Here is a 19,940-nt window from a genome sequence, read left to right on the forward strand (position 1 = left end):
AATGCCCCTATATGCTGCTCTAAATCAGAAGTTTCTGATGTGTCTTTACCTTAATCAGGCGGGTAAATAATCGGCCTGTTCCGCCCTTGTACCCTAATTGCGCTCAGTATACTTCGATAGGAATTCAAGTCAATATTTTTTTAGAGTTTTTACTACAAATTGTAGGTTATTTTCTTATACAAAAGCATCCCTATTTCCTACTCCGGAAAAATCGATCAACGCCTTAATTTTAAATCGTTTTCATGATTTAGGGTTTGCAAAAAGAGGGGCTTTTCGCTTGTCACTGCGCTGAAAATGCCTCAGCATGGCCTCCAGGTTCTGACAGAAATTCGAGGACGATTCATGAGCTCAAAATTGAAAGAAAAAGCAAAGGAAGCCATCACGCCCCACATCCGGCGGCGCTTCTACAAATTCCTCGCGCTGATTTTCATCGGCTTCGGCACCGGATTTTATTTTTCCCGCCACGGCGTGCACCTGACGCCGGAATCGTTCAAAGCGTTCGTGTTGTCGATGGGGGTATGGGGACCGGTTCTGTATGTCGGCGTGTTCGTCATCCGGCCCCTCTTCCTGATTCCCTCCATCGCCCTGTTCATTGCGGGCGGTCTGGCTTTCGGTCCGGTGCTCGGTCCTTTTTACGCTTCTTTGGGCGCAGCGGGGGGCGGCACTCTGGGCTTCTGGATCGCGCGCCTGATGGGACACGATTACGTCAAACGCAAATTGAAGCTGGGCGCGGACATGATCGACGACACGCGTTTCAGTTTTTCGATGGTGTGGCTGCTGAGCCTGATCCCCATCATGCCGGTGACGGTGATCAATTACGGGGCGGGACTGTCCACCATGCGCTTCCGGAATTATATTGTGGCGCATGTGCTGGGACTGACGCCACGCGCCTACGCCTACGGGTTCTTCGGCAGCACCCTGCTGGACATCGGCTCGACCAAATTCCGCATCGCGTTCACGATCCTGATCGTACTGGCTTTGGTCAGCCTTTACCTGCGTTACCGGGCCAAGCGCAAACGCGCCTTGCAGATGGCGGACAGCGCCTCCTGACCGTCTCAATTTTCCAGCGTCTGGTTGTCCAGCACCACGCCACCCGGAACCGCCAGCGGCTTGTCCCGGCTGATCAACCGCACCTTCCCCTTCAAGGTCGCCATCCCCCGAAACCAGACATTGCCCCGCACCTCCAGCGACTCCAGATGCACCAGGCTGGGGGATTGCGGAATGCGTTTGCCGTATTCCTCGAAGCGCTCCAAAGGCCCCTGCCAGTCAATGACCGGCAATTGAGGCTGCCGCCGCGCCGGATTGCGCCTGAGACGCGCCCCTTCCTCTATGAACAGATCGGACTGCACCATCATCAGATCGCTGGTGGTTTTGACCGGCAGGAAGCGATCGCGCTCCACCACCAGCCCCACCGCGTGTTCGAAATGTTCCAGCGCCGCGCCGACCGCGGTTTCCAACTGAATCACCGGCTGCCCGTCCACCGATTTTTCGTTGACGATCGGCGTCAGGTCCAAGGGTCCCGCATCCAGACGCCGCTTCAGATGTTCGAGATGGATCCAGACATTGTTGGTGTTGAACACGTTGAATTTTTCGGTGCCGCAAAATGCGTCCACGTGTTGCGGCGGCACCTGCGCGATCTCCAGCAGATGCAACCGTCCTTCCGCATCCTCATAAAGAGTGCCGCCTTTCACATCGGTGGGCGTCTTCGCCGTCATCTCCATCAAAAAGGGAATGTCGTGTTGCAGCATGTGGTGCGCGATGGCCACATCGACCGTCGCGCCCAGGTTGTCGGCGTTTGACACGAACAGCAGCTTCCGGCCCTCTGTCAGCAGACGGTCGAGAATTCCCCGCTCGCTCAGGCAGGCATAGAGATCGCCGTGCCCCGGCGGGTACCAGGCCTCCACTCCCGATACGGCTTCATCGAGCGGCAATCCCGTGCTCTTGTGCAGACGCGGGAACCGGTTTTGCGTGAAGAAATCGATCCGCTGCGACGAGGGATAAGAAGGCAATACCGCTGCCGTCGCCTCCTCCGTATAAAAACTGTTCATCAGCCAGAGCGGCACCGGCACGCCCCACGTTTGCTGGACTTCCTGCAACTGCTGGACAATTAAATCGAGAAAGGTACGGCCTTCTTTGACGGCGATCAGCGACTTGGGACCGGAGCAGCCCATGCTGGTGCCGAGGCCCCCATTGAGTTTGCACACGGCCAGATGCGACAACGCCCGTCGTCCGGCCTCGTCGCCGGGTTGTTCCAGTTTCTGGTAAGGCAATAGCTTTTGGGTATCGGGTGAACGGATCGACTCCCACGCGGGAAACGGCTCCCTTCCCCGCCCATGCCGGTCCAGCAGATGCAGGAACGCGTCCCGTGCCTGCGGAGGCATATCCAGATCGTGAACCACCCTGCTCACTGCGGAAAATTCCATTGGTTTATCCGTGGAATAGGCTTAAATTAGAACCATTGTCAACGTCGACAGCCAGGTATTTTCAATCCAAACCAAACCGGAAGCCCCCCTCCCGGATTTATAGCTCCATGCTCCCTCGATCGGGAGATGATTATGAATGATAGCGTGAAAAATACCAACCCTTCCACCCTGCATCAGGATACCAGCGAAGATGCGTTGAAGTTTTCCATCGCCCACCACCTGAAGTATTCGCAGGCGAAATCGCCGCGCACGGCCACCCTGATGGATCACTACAACAGCATCGCCTTTGCCGTGCGCGACCGTCTCGTCGAAAAATGGATCGAGACGCAAAACCGGTATTTTACCAAAGACCCGAAGCGCATTTACTACCTGTCGATGGAATACCTCGTTGGCCGCGCCCTCAGCAACTACCTGGTCAACCTCGACTTCAAAAAAGAGATTTGCCGGGCCATCGAAAAACTGGGGCTCGATCTGGAGCGCATCGAACAAAACGACATCGAGGCCGGACTGGGCAACGGCGGCCTGGGCCGTCTCGCCGCCTGCTTCATGGATTCCATGGCGACACTCGGCCTGCCCGCCATGGGGTACGGCATGCGTTACGAGTACGGCATCTTTTACCAGAAAATCATCGACGGCTACCAGGTGGAGACCGCCGACAACTGGTTGCGCAAAGGCTACCCGTGGGAATTGCCGCGGCCCGATTACCTCTACCCGATCCGCTTTTATGGATACGTCCAGCACACCTCCGACCAGGAAGGACGCGGCATCTGCCACTGGCTGGATTCGCACGACGACGTGATGGCCATGGCCTACGACATCCCCATCCCCGGTTTTCACAACCAGACGGTGAACAACCTGCGCCTGTGGAGCGCGCGCTCCACGCGCGAATTCGATTTCGGCAGTTTCAACGAAGGCGATTACGTGCAGGCCGTCACCCACAAGCACGAATCGGAAACCCTGTCCAAGGTCCTCTATCCCAACGACAGCAACATGCAGGGCAAGGAATTGCGCCTGAAACAGGAATTCTTTTTCGTGTCGGCGTCGTTGCAGGATATCCTGCGCCGCTACAAACGCAATCACTCGACCTTCGAACAGTTCACGCAGAAAATAGCCATCCAGTTGAACGACACCCACCCGGCGCTGGCCATCCCGGAACTGATGCGCCTGCTGGTGGATCGCGAACACCGTCCCTGGCAGGAGGCGTGGGAGATCGCGCTCAAAACCTTTGCCTACACCAACCACACCGTGCTGCCGGAAGCGCTGGAGAAATGGCCGGTGGGTCTGCTGCAACACGTGCTGCCGCGTCATCTGGAAATCATTTACCAGATCAACCAGGATTTCCTGAGCCGGGTACAGGTGCAACATCCGGGCAATCCCGGATTGCTGAAACGCATTTCCATAGTTGAGGAACAACCGGTCAAAAGCATTCGCATGGCGAACCTCGCCATCGTCGGCAGCCACACCGTCAACGGCGTCGCCGCCCTGCACAGCGACATTCTTAAAAAACAGGTGTTCCCCGATTTCAACAAGCTGTTTCCCAATCGCTTCACCAACGTCACCAACGGCATCACCCAGCGGCTGTGGTTGAAATCCTGCAACCCGGAACTGGCCAACCTGCTGAATGAAACCATCGGCGAGGACTGGGTGACGGATTTGAGTCACATGAAAAAGCTGGTGAAGCACATCGACGACGCCTCATTCCGGGAACGCTGGCGGCAGGTGAAGCAGTCCAACAAACAACGCCTGGCCCAATACATCCGCGTGGACAGGGCGCTGCGGCTGGAGGTCGATCCCGATACCCTGTTTGACGTGCAGATCAAGCGCATCCACGAATACAAGCGGCAGTTGTTGTGCCTGCTGCACACCATCGTCCTGTACAACCGGTTTAAGGAAAACCCGGACTGCGACCACGTGCCGCGCACGGTGATGTTTGCCGGCAAGGCGGCGCCGGGATACGAGCAGGCCAAGCTCATCATCAAGCTGATCACCAGCGTCGCCGACAAGCTGAACCAGGATGTGCAGACCGCCGGCAAGCTCAAGCTGGTTTTCATACCCAATTACAGCGTTAACAAGGCGGAGGGCATCATCCCCGGCGCGGACCTTTCCGAACAGATCTCCACGGCGGGCATGGAGGCCTCCGGCACCGGCAACATGAAACTCGCTCTGAATGGAGCGCTCACCATCGGCACTCTGGACGGCGCCAACATTGAGATCAAAAACGAAGTCGGTGACGACAACATCTTCATCTTCGGGCTCACCGCCGATCAGGTTGACGCAACCAAGGCCAAGGGCTACAATCCGCGGGATCATTATGAGAACAACCCGGAACTGAGGAAAGCTCTGGACATGATCCGGGACGGCTATTTCTCTCCGGATCACCCGCACCTGTTCCAACCCATCATCGATGCGTTGCTGGTGCAGGGCGACCGATTCATGGTGATGGCCGACTTCGCAGGTTACATTGAAAAACAAAAAGAGGTGGAGGCGCTGTTTGTCCAGCCTGAGGCATGGACTCGCAAGTCCATCCTCAACGCCGCCCACATGGGCCTCTTTTCCAGCGACCGCGCCATCCGTCAATACAGCGAACAGATCTGGGACGTGCATCCGCTCACCGAGTGACGATGCCCGCCGGTGGCGTCTGCTTCTTTCTTATGCTGGTATTTAAAAAGAACATTTATTTTCACCCGCTTGACACCCAAAACGGCATCTCCCCGGACCGCCCCTATGGTGGCGACGAGGAACCGCAACCCATCGCCTTCCACCTCATTCATAAAGCGTTGGCCGCCGGGCGCGAAGTGATCGAAGAACTCAGCACGTTCGATGAAAAAGCGAGCTTCGAACAGCTCAAGGTGTTGTTTCCCCACACCGCCCGATTTGGCCGGCGCTCGGTGATGGACTCGCTGTCGCACAACCTGCTCACCGCTCTGTTCGACACCCATTCCTGGCATTTCATGAACTGCTACCACCTCTGCTACCTGTACGACGCGCTGCAGGAAATCGTCGAAGACTACAGCTACAGCAACCCACAACGCCGTCAGGAACTGATTCCGGAGTTGCGCGGCGAAGCCATCAATTTCAATCATTTTCTGAACCAGTATTTTTTCAATACCGCCTTCCTCATTGCCGCCAAGCGGTACAACGCCATGACCGAACAGGAACGCCGCAACCTGGGCAAGCTGGACCACGCTTATTTCGGCGCGGTGCTGCCGCCGGACGATCCCAAAGGCCCGGAAGACCCGACCCTGTCCAAGGTCATCAACGCCGTCCCTCCCGAAGCCGAAGAACTGGGTCTCGTCGCCGGTCCGGACAACCCCTACGCATCCGGCACATTGAGCCTTTAGAAAACAGGGGCTTTTCTACCCCCGCTGGCTGTGATAACTTGATAGCAGTTATTCGAGGGTTGACGCCATGCTCATCTTCAAAAACAATCTATACCGGAAACAGCACGGGGAGTTCCTGACCTTTTCCACCGTTCAGGATTTTTCCACGCAGTTCGATCCCCACCACTTCGTCAAAGCCTGCCTCGACGAGGAAATCGAATTGCTGGACCTCATCGAAGGCCATCCCGAAGAATTCTGGAAAGACGATCTCGCCGGGTTTTATCCGCGCTCGCATCGCTTCGCCGACCTGACGATGCTCCGCAAGCTGATGGACATCCTGATGCAGGGTCTGGAGTGTTCGACTCACTGGTATCACATGAACACCTACCACTTCAGCCTGCTGTACGATGCGCTCAACCGGTTCGCGTACAACTACAATCACGACAGCCCGCAGGAAATGTTGAAAACGCTTCCCGAAATGCAAGCCAAGCCCATTTACTTTGAGCAGTTCGTGGACGATTATTTTTTCAACACCGTGTTCCTGCTCACCGAAGACGCATACAACCGTTTGTCCGGTAAAGAAAAAGAAGACCTGGGCTACACCTGTCCGTGTCAGTTCGGCGCCATCAACGGCCTGAAACCGTGCCCGGAGGAAATGGAGCTCAAAGTGGCCAAAGATTTTCCTTATCCCGTTTACGTCTGATTGCTCTTTTCCCCGCCAAACCGGATACAATACCTCGAACGCACACTCTCTCTATCCGCCCATAAAGGACACCGCTTTTGCAGAAAGTCGCCACAGCTCAGGAAATGCAGGCCGCGGACCGGACCGCCATCGAGCAGTTCAAAATCCCCGGCCTGATCCTCATGGAAAACGCGGGACGCAGTGTGGTGGACCTGATGTTCCGCATCACGGGCCTCACCGACAAAAAAATTACCGTGCTGGCCGGAAAAGGCAACAACGGCGGCGACGGTTTCGTCATCGCCCGTCACCTGCACCAGGCGGGGGTGGCCGTGCACGTGTTGCTCGCTGGCAAGGTTGCAGACCTCAAGGGCGACGCCCGCACCCAGGCCGACATCGCGGTGGCGCTCGGCATCCCCGTCGCTGAGTTGAACGAACGCAATTTGAACGCGCAGAACCATTCGCTGCGTCATTCCCATATCCTCGTGGACGCCCTGTTCGGAACCGGCCTGTCCAAGCCCGCAACCGGTCTTTACGCCAAGCTGATCCAGAAAATCAACACGGCCAAAAAGTACGTGGTGGCCGTGGACCTGCCGTCCGGCATCGATGCCGATTCCGGCCAGATTCTCGGACCGTGCGTGAAAGCCTATCTCACGGCGGCGCTGGCTCTGTTCAAACGCAGTCACCTGATGCACCCGGCGGCAGAATGCATGGGCGAAGTGGTGAAACTCGATATCGGCATCCCCGGACAGGCGGTGGAGGCGCAAAACATCCCGATCACGCTGGTGGAAGGCTCGGATATCACCGCCCTTCTCCCCAAACGCAAGCGCAACACGCATAAAGGCACCTATGGCCACACGCTGGTGATCGGCGGATCGCGCGGCAAAGCCGGAGCCGCCGGACTGACCGCCCTGGCCGCCCTGCGTGCCGGGGCCGGGCTGGTCACCCTCGCGATTCCTGCCTCTTGCAACGCGGCGCTGGAGTTGCACCCGTTGGAAGCCATGACGCTGCCCTTGCCGGAGACCCCGGCCGGAACCATTGCCAGCGACGCCGCCGATCTCTGCCTCAAAAACCTGAAAAACAAATCGGCCCTGGCCATCGGTCCGGGGCTCACCACACACAAAGAGGTGCAGGACTTTTTGGAAACGTTGTTACCGGAGGTCGCCTGTCCGGTGGTGATCGATGCCGATGGACTCAACAGCCTCGCTAAAATTCCCGGCCTGCTGGCTAAAATGAAAACCGAGGTGGTGTTGACGCCCCATCCCAAGGAAATGGCCCGGCTTATCAATAGCACCACGAAGGCCGTGCAGGCGCACCGCATCGAAACGGCGCAAGAGTTCGCCCAGGCTCACGGCGTGACGGTGTTGCTGAAGGGAGCGCCGACTCTGGTCGCGCTGGCCGATGGACGCGTGCGGCTCAATCCCACCGGCAATCCGGGCATGGCCACCGGGGGCACCGGCGACGTGCTGACCGGAATGATCGCCGGATTCCTGGCGCAGGGCCTGAGCGGTTCCGATGCCGCCATTGCCGGAGCCTATGTGCATGGCCTGACCGGGGACCGGGTGGCGGACGAATTGAGCGAGACCAGCCTCATCGCCGGCGACCTGCTGCGCGCACTGCCCGAATCCCTCCAACAGATTCTCGCCTGATATGCGGTTTTCCTCTCATTCTCCCGAAGACACCCAGAAACTGGGCGAGCGCATCGGGCAGCTTTTGCAGACCGGCGACATCGTGTTGCTGTCCGGCGATCTGGGCGCAGGCAAAACCACGCTCATCCAGGGCATCGCCAGCGGCCTGAAGGTGCAATCCAACGAGTATGTGCGCAGCCCCTCCTTCACCCTCATCAACGAATACAAAGGACGCCTGCCCATCTACCACATCGATTTGTACCGTCTCGATTCGATCGCCGAAATGGAAGAACTGGGGTTGGAAGACTACCTTTTTGGACAAGGCGTTTCCCTGATCGAATGGGGAGAAAAACTGTTCCCCGACAGCAGCATGGATCGACCCTGCGCGTTGCCGATCACAAAACGGGTGGATATCCGACTCGAAATCGACGCCGGTTCCGACCGCTGGATCAGCGTTTCCCCGCTGCCCGCCGACCCCGCCAGCCACCCCCTTTTTGCTTTACAATGATCGGGACGTATGGCATATTTTTCTGGATGGTATATCCTTTGCATAGAGGGGCTGTGCACGATAAATGAACAATAAAATCAGGAAATTATTGTTTGTCTCCATTCTTGGATTGGTGTTGGCATTCGGCGCCAACTACTACTCCAGCCTGGAAAACTCCCCCCTGCCCACAGTCACCCTGGAAAAAACCGAAAACGGCGTCGATGTCCAAATTCAAAACTTTAAGGTTGAAAATGATTTAAATGGCCGTAAAGATTGGATTTTAAAGGCGAAAAAAGCGACGATAAATAACGAGCAGCAGGTCGTCAAGCTGAACGACGTGAACGTCACCTACTTTCTGGACGCAGGCCACGTTTCCCATATATCCGCCGAGAAAGGTCGAATGGATCAGGAGACCAATGACATTTACCTTGAGGGGGATGTCCGGTTCACGGCTGAGATCGACGATTTCATTCAGGATTACATGGACCGCAAACGAACCCCTAAAAACCCGACGGCGGCTAACGGATCGTGAAACCAACCCCTCATTACGCATTCCAGATCGCAGTGGCCGGGGCGCTTTTTGCTCTCCTGCTGACCCCGCCGGTTCTGGCCCAGCAGGGATCGGAGGAAGAACCCAAACGCCTTGAAATCACTTCCGACAAGATGCGGACCGAGGACAACGGACGGAAGATCGTCTTCACCGGCAATGTGCGCGGAGAATGGGAAGACGTGGTGCTGACTTCGGAGATCCTGGAAGTGTACACCCAGCCCAAAGACAACACCGCGCCGCAAACCTCGGCCTCCGGCGAGGACCCGAAAAGCGGACAGGAACTGGAAAAAATCATCGCCATCAAGAATGTGGACGTGATCAAAGGCACAAAAAAAGCCCGCGGCGACAAGGCCATCTATTACGACAAAACGCAGAAGATGGTGCTGACCGGCACGCCGCACGCCACCGCCTGGGAAAACGAAAACATCCTGGAAGGCCCGGAGATGATCTTTTACATGAACGAAGACCGTTTCGAGGTGACCAACGGCGTCAAACTGATCCTGTTCCCCAAAAATTCGGAACTGAAACAGGTCGATAAGAAAAAGTGAAACCGACGCCCGCGACGCCCCGGAAGCAAACACCCGTGAAAACACTGCGCACGGAAGGCCTCATCAAAGCCTACCGCAAGCGGCGGGTCGTCAACGAAATCAGCATCGAACTGAAGCAGGGAGAGATCGTCGGCCTCCTCGGCCCCAACGGTGCCGGAAAAACCACTACATTTTACATGGTGGTGGGGCTGACCCGGCCGGATCGCGGCAAGGTTTTGCTGGATAAGGAGGATCTCACCGCCCAACCCATGTTCGCCCGGGCGCGACGGGGCATCAGTTACCTCCCGCAGGAAGCCTCCATTTTCCGCAAACTCACGGTCGAAGAAAACCTGCTCGCCGTTCTCGAATCCATGAACATGCCGGTGGCCGAACGCCATCGCAAGGCGGAAGCGTTGCTGCGGGAATTCAACATCCTTCACATCCGCAACGCCATGTCCTACTCCCTTTCGGGCGGCGAACGGCGGCGGGTGGAGATCAGCCGGGCACTGGCCACATCGCCGGTGTTCATCCTGCTCGACGAACCGTTCGCGGGCATCGATCCGATCGCCGTGGCCGACATCCAGTTGATCGTCGAAAAACTCAAGAAACGGGGCATCGGCGTATTGATCACCGATCACAACGTGCGGGAGACCCTCAGCATCACCGACCGCGCTTATATCATCAGCGAAGGCAGGATCATCGCTTCGGGCCCACCCCAGCACGTGGCCCAGGACCAAAAGGTGAAAGAGGTTTATCTGGGCGAGAAATTCACCTTTTAACACTCAAGACGCAGAGCGCTTATGGCCATGGAAATGAAATTGAACCTGAAGATGGCCCAGAAGCTGGTGATGACTCCCATGCTTCAGCAGGCCATCAAGCTGTTGCCGCTCGCGCGTCTGGAACTCGCCCAACTGGTCCGGCAGGAACTGGTGGACAATCCCATCCTGGAAGAACTCATCGACGAGGAATCCTTCCTGGAAGACGAAGACGGCGAACCCGAGGCCAGCCCGGAAGACAACCTGTTGGATTCGCTCGGCGAGACCCCGGTGGATGGAGACAAGAAAGACGACAACGATCCCATCGAGCAGGAAGTCGATTGGGAAAATTTTCTGCAAGACAATTACGAGTACAGCCCCAGCCCCGGCGCCGAGGCCGCACCCGAACGGCCCTCGATCGAGGCCACCTATAAAAAAGACCCCTCCCTCAGCGATCACCTGCACTGGCAGTTGAGCTTGACCGTGGACAGCGACGAAGACAAGTTCATCGGCTCCTGCATCATCGGCAACATCCAGAGCGACGGCTACTGCACCGCCGAGCTTTCCGAGCTTGCGGAAATCAGCAACAGCACGGTGGAAGATGTCGAACGCATTCTGAAAATCATGCAGACGTTTGAACCTCTCGGCGTTTGCGCCCGCACTTTACAGGAATGCCTGATGATCCAGGCTCAGGCTCTGCCTGAACGATTGGAGACGGTCGAAATCCTCATCGACAAATACCTCGAAAAAATCAACGAACGGTTTTATCAAAAAATCGCCAACGAGTTGAAACGATCGGTAGAAGAGATCATCGATGCCATCGAGATCATTCGCAGCTTCGATCCCAAGCCGGGATTCAACTTCAGTTCCGAAGGCACGGACTACGTCATCCCGGATCTCGTGGTCCTGAAAAATGAAAAAGGGGAATACGACGTGACCTTGAACGACGAAGGCATTCCGCGCATCACCATCAGCCCGTACTATCAGACGCTGTTGAAAAGTTCGAGAGAAAGCGAGACCAAGGAATACCTCGAAAACAAGTACCGTTCTGCCATGTGGCTCATCAAGAGCATCGATCAACGACGGCAGACTATTTACAAAGTAGGCAAAAGCATTGTCAAATTGCAGAAAGAATTTCTCGACGAGGGGTTGGCGCATCTGCGGCCGATGGTGTTGCGGGATGTGGCGCAGGACATCGAAATGCATGAATCCACCGTCAGCCGCATCACCACCAACAAATACATCGACACGCCACAGGGTATTTTTGAACTCAAATTCTTCTTCCACAGCGGCATCAAATCGTACACCGGAGACAACAACCTGTCCTCGATCCGGGTCAAAACCATGATCAAGGAAATTGTTCAGGATGAAGACCCGAAGAAACCTTATACCGACGACGAAATGGTCGAGATTTTGATGAAAAAAAATGCCAAAATTGCGCGGAGGACCGTCACCAAATACCGGAAGGAGTTGAACCTTCCTCCCGCCAGCAAGCGGAAAAAATTTTATTGATGGGCCCTAACCTGCTTGATATTCTGAAGAGTTGAGGCTACATTCAGGGCTTTTTACCAATCATCTGCCCAATTGCAGGAGAATCGATTCATGAAACTTACGGTCACAGGGCGCCAGTTGAAAATCACCCAGGCGATGGAAGACCATTTGCATCAGAAGCTGAGCAAAGCGCTGAAACACATTGATGAGTCGGCCGATGTTCATGTTGCACTGGCTGTGGTCAAACACCGGCATTTCGCAGAAATCACCTTGAAGGAAAAAGGCGTCACCGCCCACAGTGAAGCGGAGACGGACGACTTGTATCAGGCCATGGATCAGGCAGTGGAAAAAATTGAAAAACAAGTGAGCAAGCATAAGGAAAAAATAAAAAGTAAAAAAATCAAAAAGAACCAGGAAGAAAAAGACAAGCAACTGGATGAACCCTCTCCCTGACCTGAATTCAGACTCTGAAATTGACTTATGAAAATCAGCGAAATCATCAAAGAAGATTGTGTCATCGCCAACCTGTCTGCATCCGACAAACCGGGCATCCTTGCCGAGTTGGTCGAGTTTCTGGATAAAAAAGGCGTGGTCAACGACAAGCAAAGCTTGAATAACGCGCTTTTAGAACGTGAAAAACTGGGAAGCACCGGCATCGGGGAGAACGTCGCTCTGCCTCACGCAAAAATGGAGGGTCTGGAGAGCATCGTCGCCGTCTTCGCCCGGTCCATTGACGGCATCGACTTCGACGCGCTGGATCAAAAACCCGTGCATTACATCTGCCTGCTGCTGGCGCCGGCTTCGTCCACGGGCCTGCATCTGAAAGCTCTGGCCAAAATTGCCCGGCTACTGAAGATTGAATCCCTGCGCGAAGATATTTTAAAGGCACAGGATGAAACCGAAATCTATTCTTTAATCGTGGAAGAGGACGCGAAGTTCATTTGAGTCACAGCACGCAAACGATGAGCAACCGTTTATGAGCAAATATTCAGGGATTGCAGTTTCCAATGGTGTGTCCATAGGCAAGGCCTACCTGCTGGACCGTTCGAAAGTCTGTGTCATTAAACGCAGCCTGACCGACGAAGAAATTCCCGCAGAAATCACCCGTCTTCGTGAAGCCATCCAGATGTCAAAGGATCAGCTTCTAGACATCAAACAGCGCGCCAGTTCCGTCGCCCAGAAATACGCGATCATCCTCGATACCTACACCCTGCTGCTGGAAGACGACCTGCTGGTCAACGAGACCATCGACAACATTCGCAAAGACAAAATCAATGCGGAGTGGGCACTCAGCCGCACGCTGGACAAATTCACCAGCCTGTTCAACAACATCAATGACGATTATCTGAAGGGCAAGCGCGACGACCTCGACCTCGTCGTGCACGGCGTCATCAAGAATCTGATCGGACACCACCAGGAAAGCCTGGTTGATATCGACGAGCCCGTGGTCATCATCACCCACGCTCTCAGTCCTTCCGACACCATCATGATGAACAAGTCATTCATTCTGGGCATGGTGACGGAAGTCGGCGGCAAAACTTCACACGTCGCCATCTTCGCATCGGCCCTCGGCATCCCGGCGGTGGTCGGCGTATCCAATCTGACCCAGTATGTCAACTCGGGCGACATGGTCATCATCGACAGCATCGAGGGCGAAGTCCTTATCAATCCGGATGACGCCACACTCGTCCACTACAAAAAAAAGCAGGACAATTACCTTCGTTACGAAAAGAAACTGCTCGACAACATCGCGCTGAAATCCGAAACCATGGACGGGCACGCCGTTCAGTTGATGGGCAACATCGAATCGGCGCACGAGGCCAAAGGAGTGCGTAATTTCGGCGGCGAAGGCATCGGCTTGTACCGGACTGAATTTCTCTATCTGGGCGTCAATTGCTTGCCAACGGAAAACGATCTCTACGTCAATTTTAAAAATGTCGCCCAGGCCATTCAACCCTACTCCGTGGTCATCCGCACCCTGGACATTGGCGCCGACAAACAGTTGCACCATTTGGACAGCGAAACGGAAGCCAACCCCGCGCTGGGACTGCGCGGCATTCGCATGTCTTTAACAAAACCGGATGTCTTCATCAGCCAATTGAAGGCGATTTTAAGAGCCAGCCTTTACGGGCACGTAAAAATCCTTTATCCTATGATCACCGGCGTCGGTGAGGTTCGGGAGGCCAATCATTATCTTGATCGGGCCAAAAAGGAGTTGAAGGACGCGCAAATTCCTTTTGATGAGAAAATCGCCGTTGGGGCAATGATTGAAACACCTTCCGCCGCAATCACCGTCGACTTGATCCTCGCTGAAGTGGATTTTATCAGCATTGGCACCAATGATCTGGTACAATACATCCTCGCTGTTGATCGGATAAATGAGAATGTGGCCCATCTGTATCAACCCTACCATCCTTCGGTCCTGAAAATACTCCGACAGGTTTTTGAGACCGCCGCGGCCCACGGCAAGCATGTTGCCATCTGCGGGGAACTGGGGGGCGACCCCATGGCCACGTTTCTTCTATTTGGTTTGGGGACCGTTCACGAACTGAGCATGGAGCCCCACTCCATACCTAAAGTAAAAAAAATTCTGAGGAAAGTCACTTTGGATGAGGCACGCAAACTAGCAGATCATGCGATCAGCCTGTCCACGGCAGAGGAGGTCAACCAGTTTATCACCAACGAAATGCGTACCCGTTTCCCGTCGGACTTCGACCGGGATCTCGCGTTTGGTGAGAAGACGGCTTGAAGCTCCGCCCTCCCCAGCGATTGTTTCCAGAAGATCAGTGGTATGCAGTAACCTTAAAATTTGATATGAACCATAGACTATAAGGAATTCATATGAGCATAGGAAATTACCTGTTTACATCTGAATCGGTGTCTGAGGGACACCCCGACAAAATCTCTGATCAGATTTCCGACGCCATTCTTGACGAATGCTTGAAGGTCGATCCGATGTCCCGGGTCGCTTGCGAAACCATGGTGACCACCGGACTGGTGGTTGTCGCCGGAGAAATCACCACCAACGCCCAATTGGACTTCCAAGCCATTGTCCGGAAAACGATTGAGGAAATCGGTTACAACGATTCCGAAATGGGCTTCGATTATAAATCCTGTGGTGTTCTCGTTGCCGTGGACAAGCAGTCCCAGGATATCGCGCAGGGTGTGGACGACGATAAAAAGGAGCAGGGAGCCGGCGACCAGGGCATGATGTTCGGCTTCGCCACCAATGAAACTCCGGAGTTGATGCCTTCTCCGATCCTGTTTTCGCACAAGCTGGTAAAGAAGATGGCGGAGCTTCGCAAAAACGGCAAGCTGCCTTACCTCCGGCCCGACAGCAAATCCCAGGTTTCCGTCCGCTACGATGAATGGAAACCGGTGGGCGTGGAGACCATTGTCATTTCCACTCAGCACACGCCGAAAGTCAGCAATAAAAAGATCAAGGATGATTTGATCAAGTACGTGATCAATCCCGTCATTCCGGAAAAATTCCGCACCAAAAAGATGAAGATCCACATCAACCCGACCGGACGTTTTGTCATCGGCGGCCCGCAGGGCGACTGTGGCTTGACCGGCCGCAAGATCATTGTCGATACCTATGGCGGGTATTCCCGGCATGGCGGCGGCGCGTTTTCCGGCAAGGACCCATCGAAGGTCGATCGCTCGGCAGCCTACATGGCCCGTTACATCGCGAAGAACATCGTAGCCGCCAAGCTGGCGGATCGTTGCGAAGTGCAGCTGGCCTATGCTATCGGCGTGCCGGAACCCGTTTCGGTTTTCGTCGAAGCCTTCGGCACGGAAAAGATCGATCACAATCACATCGAGAAACTCATCCGCGAGCATTTCGATCTGCGCCCGTCCGGTATCATCAAGACGCTGGATCTGAGGAAACCCCGGTTCCGCGCTTCGGCTGCGTATGGACACTTCGGACGCAACGAAAAGGAGTTCACCTGGGAAAAAACGGACAAGGCCGCGGCCCTGAAAAGGGCGGCCAAACTGTAAACACGGAGCGCCCCGCCCTATGGGCGGGGTCCTCTTTTTGTTTCTCAACGTCCACTTCTGTCTTTGCCGTCCCGCTTTCTTCGGATCGGCGTGACCGGGGCCGCAGCCAGCAAGGAAAAGTCCTGGCCACCTGGCCATCGAGAGTGTGGAAGGCGTCGAGGTGGCCAACTGGCCGCGCGAATCCAATCCACCGGCGACCCCTCTTTCCATAAATACGGTCCGCTCATGAAAATCCATCCCCTCCACTCATGGGCAGTCACTCCCAAAGAAGCCATCGCCATCCAGAAAAACCTCGCCGCGCGAGTGGATCGAAAAAACCATCTGCGTTCGCCGCCAAAACTCATTGCAGGAGCCGACATTAGTCTTTCTCAATCGCGGGGGACGGCGTATGCCGGGGTGGTGCTGCTCGATGCGGAAACGTTGGAAGTCGTCGCGGAGCACACACTGAAAGGTCAAATCGATTTCCCTTATGTGCCCGGCCTGCTTTCGTTTCGAGAAGCGCCGCTGTTGCTCGAACTGTTTACGCAGATCCATCCCACGCCGGATTTGATCCTGTTCGACGGCCAGGGCATCGCGCATCCGCGTGGGTTGGGACTGGCTTCGCATCTGGGATTGTTTCTGGAGTGTCCAACGGTAGGCTGCGCCAAGACCCGGCTGACCGGAGAGCATCAGGAACCCGGCCCCGACAAGGGAGACCACGCGCCCTTGAAAGATCGCGACGGCAATACACTCGGGGTGGCGTTGCGCACACGCCAGCGCTGCAAACCCATCTTCGTTTCGACCGGTCATCGGATCGGCCTCGATCACGCCATCGAATGGGTCCTGCGTGTTTCACCCCGCTACCGCATCCCGGAGCCGACACGACAGGCGCACAATCTGGTGAATCGCATTCGCAGGGAGGATCAGGATTTGCGCGCCACCAGCAGATAACCGGACCCGGCATACACGGACTCGACCTGCTCCACATTCAGCCCGGCCGATTCCACCTCCTCGCAAAAGGCCTCGCGGGAATAAGCATGCCAGACACCGTTTTCCAACTGCTGCTGAATGTGACGCAAACCCAACAGGAGAGTCATCGGATACAACAAATAGCGGCGCACCCGCTGCTCACACAGGGAGAGCTCACCCTTTTGAGAACGTACGCTGCTTTTGATGATCTGCTGGGCGTTGTAAGTGTCGGACGGATTGGACAACACCGCACAGCCGCCGGGCTTTAATACGCGAGCAATGCATTCATAGACTCGACGCCGGTCTTCGGCACGGTTGAGAGTGTACACCGAAAAATGTGCGACGACGTAATCGAAGGTTTCCGGTTTCAGCGGCCACGTCTCAAGCATGTCGGACAATAAGGCGTGCGTATGCGTCTGCGGCGACAACAACGCCGCTTTTTGTTTGAGCTGCACCAGTCCGGAAGGCAGGCGGTCGGTGCCGACGTAACGCAGTCCGCGGTCGAGCGCCTCGTCCAGGTAACGCACCAGCAGGCCCGATCCGCAACCCAGGTCCAGCATGCGAGTGCCGTTGACGGCCTCGACTTTACCGGCGGCGGCTTGCAGCGATTGGTGGTAGGCATGCGGGCACAAGCCATCGTACAATCGGGTTTTGAATCCGAACTGCCAGTACCCTTTGAACACCGTTTCTAAAATTTTCATTGTCCAGCTTGCCGGGAAAATAAGAACTTAATATAATAGGGTCTGCTGACGGACTCGCTTTACGGAGAAGGCATTATGGCGAAAAAACCATTCATCAACAAGTATGGATTTGTGGAATACCCTTTTCTGCACGACACGCGGAAAGGACAAAACTGGTGGTTCTTCAATCTGCTCGAAGACTACCTGAAACGACGCTGCAAACACCGTCTGGGTGATGACTATACCAAGAACGACATGGAAGTTGACATGATGGGATTCCTGCACGACACCAAACTGAAATTTTTTGCACTGGTGCCGGTCGGTATGGGAATGGAATTCAAGCTGATCGGCAAATACCGGTCGGAAGATCTGATGCACCTGGAAGACCCGGTGCCCTTCATCGGGGAAACCTACGGTGGCGGCAAGTTCAAGGTCAACATCTACCACGAAGGCACCTTCGCCGGAACGGAAAATTACAAGACCCACGGCGAACCCAACTGGGTGGAAATCCCCGACGAAGACTGACGGCTCCAATCGGGTCAGGTTCCATCCCGCACGGGCCGGAGCCTGCAAGGCCTGCTTCCGTTACAACGTTTCGTCTGGATTGATCGGCTTTTGAATGGTGGGGATCTTGAATTTAAGTTCTTCAGGCACGGTGTACTTTTCTTTACCGATCGGCTTGCGCTCTTCGTCCGCATCGATGCCGATCCGCACCACGCCCTTGTGCACGCGCACCGGGTACACGGTCGTTTTCAGTTCCGGATTTTGCGGGCAACCTCCGGATTCCAGACTGAACCGCCACTCATGGTTGGGACAGATGATGACGCCTTCCTCAATGCGGCCTTCGCCGAGGGGTGCGCCCTTGTGCGGACATTTGTTGGACACCGCGAAATACTTGCCCTTGTAATTGAACAGGGCGATTTCCTTGTCCCGCACGTTGACGATGGCGGATTTGCCTGGCGGCAAGTCGCCTTCCTTCATGACTTTGATGAACAGTTTCATAACGGGGTCCCCGAGTCCGTCCCGCACTCACGCGCAGCCGGCATTCATTCTTGTTCCTGCTTGCGCGATTGGGCCCGTGTCCGGGCTTCTTCTTCGCTCAAAAATTCAAATTCACACTGCGAATAAATCAGGTTCAACGCCTTCTGCCCGAGAATGCGGCTCGTCGTCTGATTCAGGTGTTCCTGGTTCGCCATCAGCGTCTTGCGTACATCTTCCACCGGTTTCCCGGTTTGCTGGGACAAACGTTCGTACTCCCCTTCCAGATCCGACTGCGTGACATTGAGTTTTTCCTGCCGGGCAATGCCATCCAGAATCATGTAGCCCTTGGAGTTGTACACCGCGCGCTCGCGCCACTCTTCCTTTGCTTTCTCTTCTTCGAACCCGGAATTTTCCAGGCTCATGCCCGACTGCTGGATCTGGAACTTCATGCCGTCGATCATGAAACGGATTTCCTGATCGACCAGCGAACCCGGAGGGTCCACATCGTGCTGCTTGACCAGGTAATCGAAGATGTCCTGTTTGATGTGCATTTCTTCCAGATGTTCTTTCTGTGCCTGCAGGTCCGTCTTCACTTTGCGGCGGAACGAGGCCACCGACTCTTCTCCCTGCGCCTGCACAAACTCGTCGGTCAACTCCGGCAGGTTCAGCTTCTTGACCTGTTTGATCTGGACCTGGAACGTCGCCGTATCCGGCAACTCTTCACCGTCCTTGCCGGGGATTGGCATGCTGACGCGGCGCATTTTTTTGTTCCAGTCCATCGGCAACTGGACCTTCACCTCGAACGGCTCGCCCTGCTTGTGGCCGACCAACTGGTCCTCAAAGCCTGCGATCATTTTCTTCTGTCCGACACGCACTTCGTAACCGCTGGCCTTGCTGCCTTCCAGCACTTCCCCGTGCATGCTGCCTTCAAAGTCCATGATGACAAAATCACCCACCCCCACCGCATGGTCCGGGGGAAGGATTTCCATCGATCCGAACGGTTCAAGGTGCTGGCGGATGGCAAAATCCACTTCCTCGTCGGTGACCTTGAACTCGGTTTTTGGAAACTTGAGGCCTTTGTAATTCTTGAACTGCAATTGCGGCTTGATGTCCAGCGTGACGCTGAAGGTGAACGGCTTTTCGCGATCGATTTCCTCGATGTCGGAATGATCGATCTCCGGCGGCCCGGCGGGCACGATGCCGGATTCGGTGAGTGCCTGGTTGTAATACTCCTGCATCAGGTCCTGCCACATCTGTGTCATAGCCTGCAACGGAACCTGTTTTTCCAGGATGCTGCGCGGAATTTTTCCGGGACGGAATCCCGGCATGCTGATCTGTTTGTTCAGTTCCCGGTACGCAAACTCGATCTTTTGCAAAACAATGTTCTGCGGGACCTTGATCTTGAGTTTGCGGCGAAGGCCTTCCAGTTCTTCCAGCTGGTAATCCATAAAACGTCTCTATCCTGTCTT

20 protein-coding genes are annotated in these 19,940 nt (G+C 55.4%); 16 read left to right on the top strand and 4 right to left on the bottom strand.

Going from position 1 to position 19,940, the window contains the following annotated elements:
- Positions 1 to 342: 342 nt before the first annotated feature.
- Positions 343 to 1,050, top strand: a complete 708-nt coding sequence (locus QML71_RS07795) for a TVP38/TMEM64 family protein (RefSeq protein WP_282011360.1) — start codon at positions 343 to 345, stop codon at positions 1,048 to 1,050.
- A gap of 5 nt (positions 1,051 to 1,055) precedes the next feature.
- On the opposite strand, the gene QML71_RS07800 is transcribed toward QML71_RS07795, so the two are convergent.
- Complete coding sequence (locus QML71_RS07800; RefSeq protein WP_282011361.1) at positions 1,056 to 2,423, bottom strand: UTP--glucose-1-phosphate uridylyltransferase; 1,368 nt, start codon at positions 2,421 to 2,423, stop codon at positions 1,056 to 1,058.
- A gap of 132 nt (positions 2,424 to 2,555) precedes the next feature.
- On the opposite strand from QML71_RS07800, the gene QML71_RS07805 reads away from it, so the two are divergent.
- The 14 genes from QML71_RS07805 to nfi all read left to right on the top strand — a co-directional run bounded on the left by QML71_RS07805 (position 2,556) and on the right by nfi (position 16,792).
- Positions 2,556 to 5,042, top strand: a complete 2,487-nt coding sequence (locus QML71_RS07805; RefSeq protein WP_282011362.1) for a glycogen/starch/alpha-glucan phosphorylase — start codon at positions 2,556 to 2,558, stop codon at positions 5,040 to 5,042.
- A gap of 32 nt (positions 5,043 to 5,074) precedes the next feature.
- Positions 5,075 to 5,764, top strand: coding sequence for a hypothetical protein (locus QML71_RS07810; RefSeq protein ID WP_282011363.1), 690 nt, complete (start codon positions 5,075 to 5,077; stop codon positions 5,762 to 5,764).
- A 67-nt stretch (positions 5,765 to 5,831) separates the two neighbouring features.
- Positions 5,832 to 6,446, top strand: a complete 615-nt coding sequence (locus QML71_RS07815; RefSeq protein WP_282011364.1) for a hypothetical protein — start codon at positions 5,832 to 5,834, stop codon at positions 6,444 to 6,446.
- 77 nt (positions 6,447 to 6,523) lie between these two features.
- Positions 6,524 to 8,071 carry an NAD(P)H-hydrate dehydratase gene (locus QML71_RS07820; protein ID WP_282011365.1) on the top strand — a complete coding sequence of 516 codons (1,548 nt, stop codon included), beginning with the start codon at positions 6,524 to 6,526 and terminating at the stop codon, positions 8,069 to 8,071.
- Between the two features lies 1 nt (position 8,072).
- On the top strand, positions 8,073 to 8,558 hold the full coding sequence (gene tsaE / locus QML71_RS07825) for a tRNA (adenosine(37)-N6)-threonylcarbamoyltransferase complex ATPase subunit type 1 TsaE (protein WP_282011366.1): 486 nt from the start codon (positions 8,073 to 8,075) through the stop codon (positions 8,556 to 8,558).
- A gap of 64 nt (positions 8,559 to 8,622) precedes the next feature.
- The gene (gene lptC / locus QML71_RS07830) at positions 8,623 to 9,069 is read left to right on the top strand and encodes an LPS export ABC transporter periplasmic protein LptC (RefSeq protein ID WP_282011367.1); all 447 of its coding nucleotides are present in this window, start codon (positions 8,623 to 8,625) and stop codon (positions 9,067 to 9,069) included.
- Positions 9,066 to 9,635 (top strand): LptA/OstA family protein, encoded by a 570-nt coding sequence (locus QML71_RS07835; RefSeq protein WP_282011368.1) that lies wholly within the window; start codon positions 9,066 to 9,068, stop codon positions 9,633 to 9,635. Before lptC ends, QML71_RS07835 begins: the two co-directional genes overlap by 4 nt.
- A 35-nt stretch (positions 9,636 to 9,670) precedes the next feature.
- Positions 9,671 to 10,393: an LPS export ABC transporter ATP-binding protein gene (gene lptB, locus QML71_RS07840; RefSeq protein ID WP_282011369.1), complete on the top strand. Its 723-nt coding sequence runs from the start codon at positions 9,671 to 9,673 to the stop codon at positions 10,391 to 10,393.
- A gap of 33 nt (positions 10,394 to 10,426) precedes the next feature.
- Positions 10,427 to 11,881 (top strand): RNA polymerase factor sigma-54, encoded by a 1,455-nt coding sequence (rpoN, locus tag QML71_RS07845; RefSeq protein ID WP_282011370.1) that lies wholly within the window; start codon positions 10,427 to 10,429, stop codon positions 11,879 to 11,881.
- A gap of 90 nt (positions 11,882 to 11,971) precedes the next feature.
- Entirely contained in the window at positions 11,972 to 12,313 is a 342-nt protein-coding gene (hpf, locus tag QML71_RS07850) for a ribosome hibernation-promoting factor, HPF/YfiA family (protein WP_282011371.1), read from the top strand.
- Between the two features lie 27 nt (positions 12,314 to 12,340).
- Positions 12,341 to 12,805, top strand: a complete 465-nt coding sequence (locus QML71_RS07855; RefSeq protein WP_282011372.1) for a PTS sugar transporter subunit IIA — start codon at positions 12,341 to 12,343, stop codon at positions 12,803 to 12,805.
- Positions 12,806 to 12,836: 31 nt separating this feature from the next.
- Positions 12,837 to 14,609: a phosphoenolpyruvate--protein phosphotransferase gene (gene ptsP, locus QML71_RS07860; RefSeq protein WP_282011373.1), complete on the top strand. Its 1,773-nt coding sequence runs from the start codon at positions 12,837 to 12,839 to the stop codon at positions 14,607 to 14,609.
- A gap of 92 nt (positions 14,610 to 14,701) precedes the next feature.
- Positions 14,702 to 15,862, top strand: a complete 1,161-nt coding sequence (metK, locus tag QML71_RS07865; RefSeq protein WP_282011374.1) for a methionine adenosyltransferase — start codon at positions 14,702 to 14,704, stop codon at positions 15,860 to 15,862.
- 225 nt (positions 15,863 to 16,087) lie between these two features.
- Entirely contained in the window at positions 16,088 to 16,792 is a 705-nt protein-coding gene (gene nfi / locus QML71_RS07870) for a deoxyribonuclease V (protein ID WP_282011375.1), read from the top strand.
- On the opposite strand, the gene QML71_RS07875 is transcribed toward nfi, so the two are convergent.
- Positions 16,765 to 17,511 carry a class I SAM-dependent methyltransferase gene (locus QML71_RS07875; protein WP_282011376.1) on the bottom strand — a complete coding sequence of 249 codons (747 nt, stop codon included), beginning with the start codon at positions 17,509 to 17,511 and terminating at the stop codon, positions 16,765 to 16,767. The two genes, nfi and QML71_RS07875, sit on opposite strands and share 28 nt — an antisense overlap.
- Positions 17,512 to 17,586: 75 nt before the next feature.
- Here QML71_RS07875 and QML71_RS07880 point away from each other — a divergent pair, with 75 nt between their 5' ends.
- Positions 17,587 to 18,015: a hypothetical protein gene (locus QML71_RS07880; protein ID WP_282011377.1), complete on the top strand. Its 429-nt coding sequence runs from the start codon at positions 17,587 to 17,589 to the stop codon at positions 18,013 to 18,015.
- Positions 18,016 to 18,075: 60 nt separating this feature from the next.
- Here QML71_RS07880 and QML71_RS07885 read toward each other — a convergent pair whose 3' ends face one another.
- A complete protein-coding gene (locus QML71_RS07885; protein ID WP_282011378.1) occupies positions 18,076 to 18,492 on the bottom strand; it encodes a Rieske (2Fe-2S) protein in 417 nt (138 codons plus the stop codon).
- A gap of 44 nt (positions 18,493 to 18,536) precedes the next feature.
- Entirely contained in the window at positions 18,537 to 19,919 is a 1,383-nt protein-coding gene (gene tig / locus QML71_RS07890) for a trigger factor (RefSeq protein WP_282011379.1), read from the bottom strand.
- Between the last annotated feature and the right edge of the window lie 21 nt (positions 19,920 to 19,940).

Source organism: Nitrospina watsonii, from assembly GCF_946900835.1.
GTDB lineage: Bacteria > Nitrospinota > Nitrospinia > Nitrospinales > Nitrospinaceae > Nitrospina > Nitrospina watsonii.

Excerpts from the sequence above, each read along its gene's own strand:
- tsaE (WP_282011366.1), top strand. The coding sequence starts at position 8,073 with ATGCGGTTTTCCTCTCATTCTCCCGAAGACACCCAGAAACTGGGCGAG.
- QML71_RS07795 (WP_282011360.1), top strand. The coding sequence starts at position 343 with ATGAGCTCAAAATTGAAAGAAAAAGCAAAGGAAGCCATCACGCCCCAC.
- QML71_RS07855 (WP_282011372.1), top strand. The coding sequence starts at position 12,341 with ATGAAAATCAGCGAAATCATCAAAGAAGATTGTGTCATCGCCAACCTG.
- QML71_RS07875 (WP_282011376.1), bottom strand. The coding sequence starts at position 17,511 with ATGAAAATTTTAGAAACGGTGTTCAAAGGGTACTGGCAGTTCGGATTC.
- ptsP (WP_282011373.1), top strand. The coding sequence starts at position 12,837 with ATGAGCAAATATTCAGGGATTGCAGTTTCCAATGGTGTGTCCATAGGC.
- metK (WP_282011374.1), top strand. The coding sequence starts at position 14,702 with ATGAGCATAGGAAATTACCTGTTTACATCTGAATCGGTGTCTGAGGGA.
- QML71_RS07805 (WP_282011362.1), top strand. The coding sequence starts at position 2,556 with ATGAATGATAGCGTGAAAAATACCAACCCTTCCACCCTGCATCAGGAT.
- lptC (WP_282011367.1), top strand. The coding sequence starts at position 8,623 with ATGAACAATAAAATCAGGAAATTATTGTTTGTCTCCATTCTTGGATTG.
- nfi (WP_282011375.1), top strand. The coding sequence starts at position 16,088 with ATGAAAATCCATCCCCTCCACTCATGGGCAGTCACTCCCAAAGAAGCC.
- QML71_RS07815 (WP_282011364.1), top strand. The coding sequence starts at position 5,832 with ATGCTCATCTTCAAAAACAATCTATACCGGAAACAGCACGGGGAGTTC.
- QML71_RS07810 (WP_282011363.1), top strand. The coding sequence starts at position 5,075 with ATGCTGGTATTTAAAAAGAACATTTATTTTCACCCGCTTGACACCCAA.
- QML71_RS07885 (WP_282011378.1), bottom strand. The coding sequence starts at position 18,492 with ATGAAACTGTTCATCAAAGTCATGAAGGAAGGCGACTTGCCGCCAGGC.
- hpf (WP_282011371.1), top strand. The coding sequence starts at position 11,972 with ATGAAACTTACGGTCACAGGGCGCCAGTTGAAAATCACCCAGGCGATG.
- QML71_RS07800 (WP_282011361.1), bottom strand. The coding sequence starts at position 2,423 with ATGGAATTTTCCGCAGTGAGCAGGGTGGTTCACGATCTGGATATGCCT.
- QML71_RS07880 (WP_282011377.1), top strand. The coding sequence starts at position 17,587 with ATGGCGAAAAAACCATTCATCAACAAGTATGGATTTGTGGAATACCCT.
- rpoN (WP_282011370.1), top strand. The coding sequence starts at position 10,427 with ATGAAATTGAACCTGAAGATGGCCCAGAAGCTGGTGATGACTCCCATG.
- tig (WP_282011379.1), bottom strand. The coding sequence starts at position 19,919 with ATGGATTACCAGCTGGAAGAACTGGAAGGCCTTCGCCGCAAACTCAAG.